Raw genomic sequence first — 259 nt, forward strand, 5'->3', positions numbered from 1 at the left:
ATTTCAAGCCGCTCGATCACCAGACCGTCGGCGAGAACCTGGGCGCGCTGGACTTGGCGACGGCGGCGAAGCTCTCCGGCTCCCGCTTCGCCTTGTGGAAGGGCGGCGGCGCGAAGCTGCTCCGCGCGCTGGGCAACTTCCTGCTCGACCGCCATGCCGCCAAGGGCTACGTCGAGGTGCACCCGCCCTACCTGGTCCGCCCCGAGGTGATGGAGGGCACCAGCCAGCTGCCCAAGTTCGAGGCGGACATGTATAAGAC

At 68.0% G+C, this 259-nt stretch carries 1 pseudogene; it reads left to right on the plus strand.

Annotated features, from left to right (window positions below):
- Positions 1 to 259: pseudogene (locus C1X29_RS29350) on the plus strand (serine--tRNA ligase); the annotation flags it as partial.

It is taken from the genome of Pseudomonas sp. GW456-12-10-14-LB2 (assembly GCF_002884345.1).
GTDB lineage: Bacteria > Pseudomonadota > Gammaproteobacteria > Pseudomonadales > Pseudomonadaceae > Aquipseudomonas > Aquipseudomonas paraglycinae.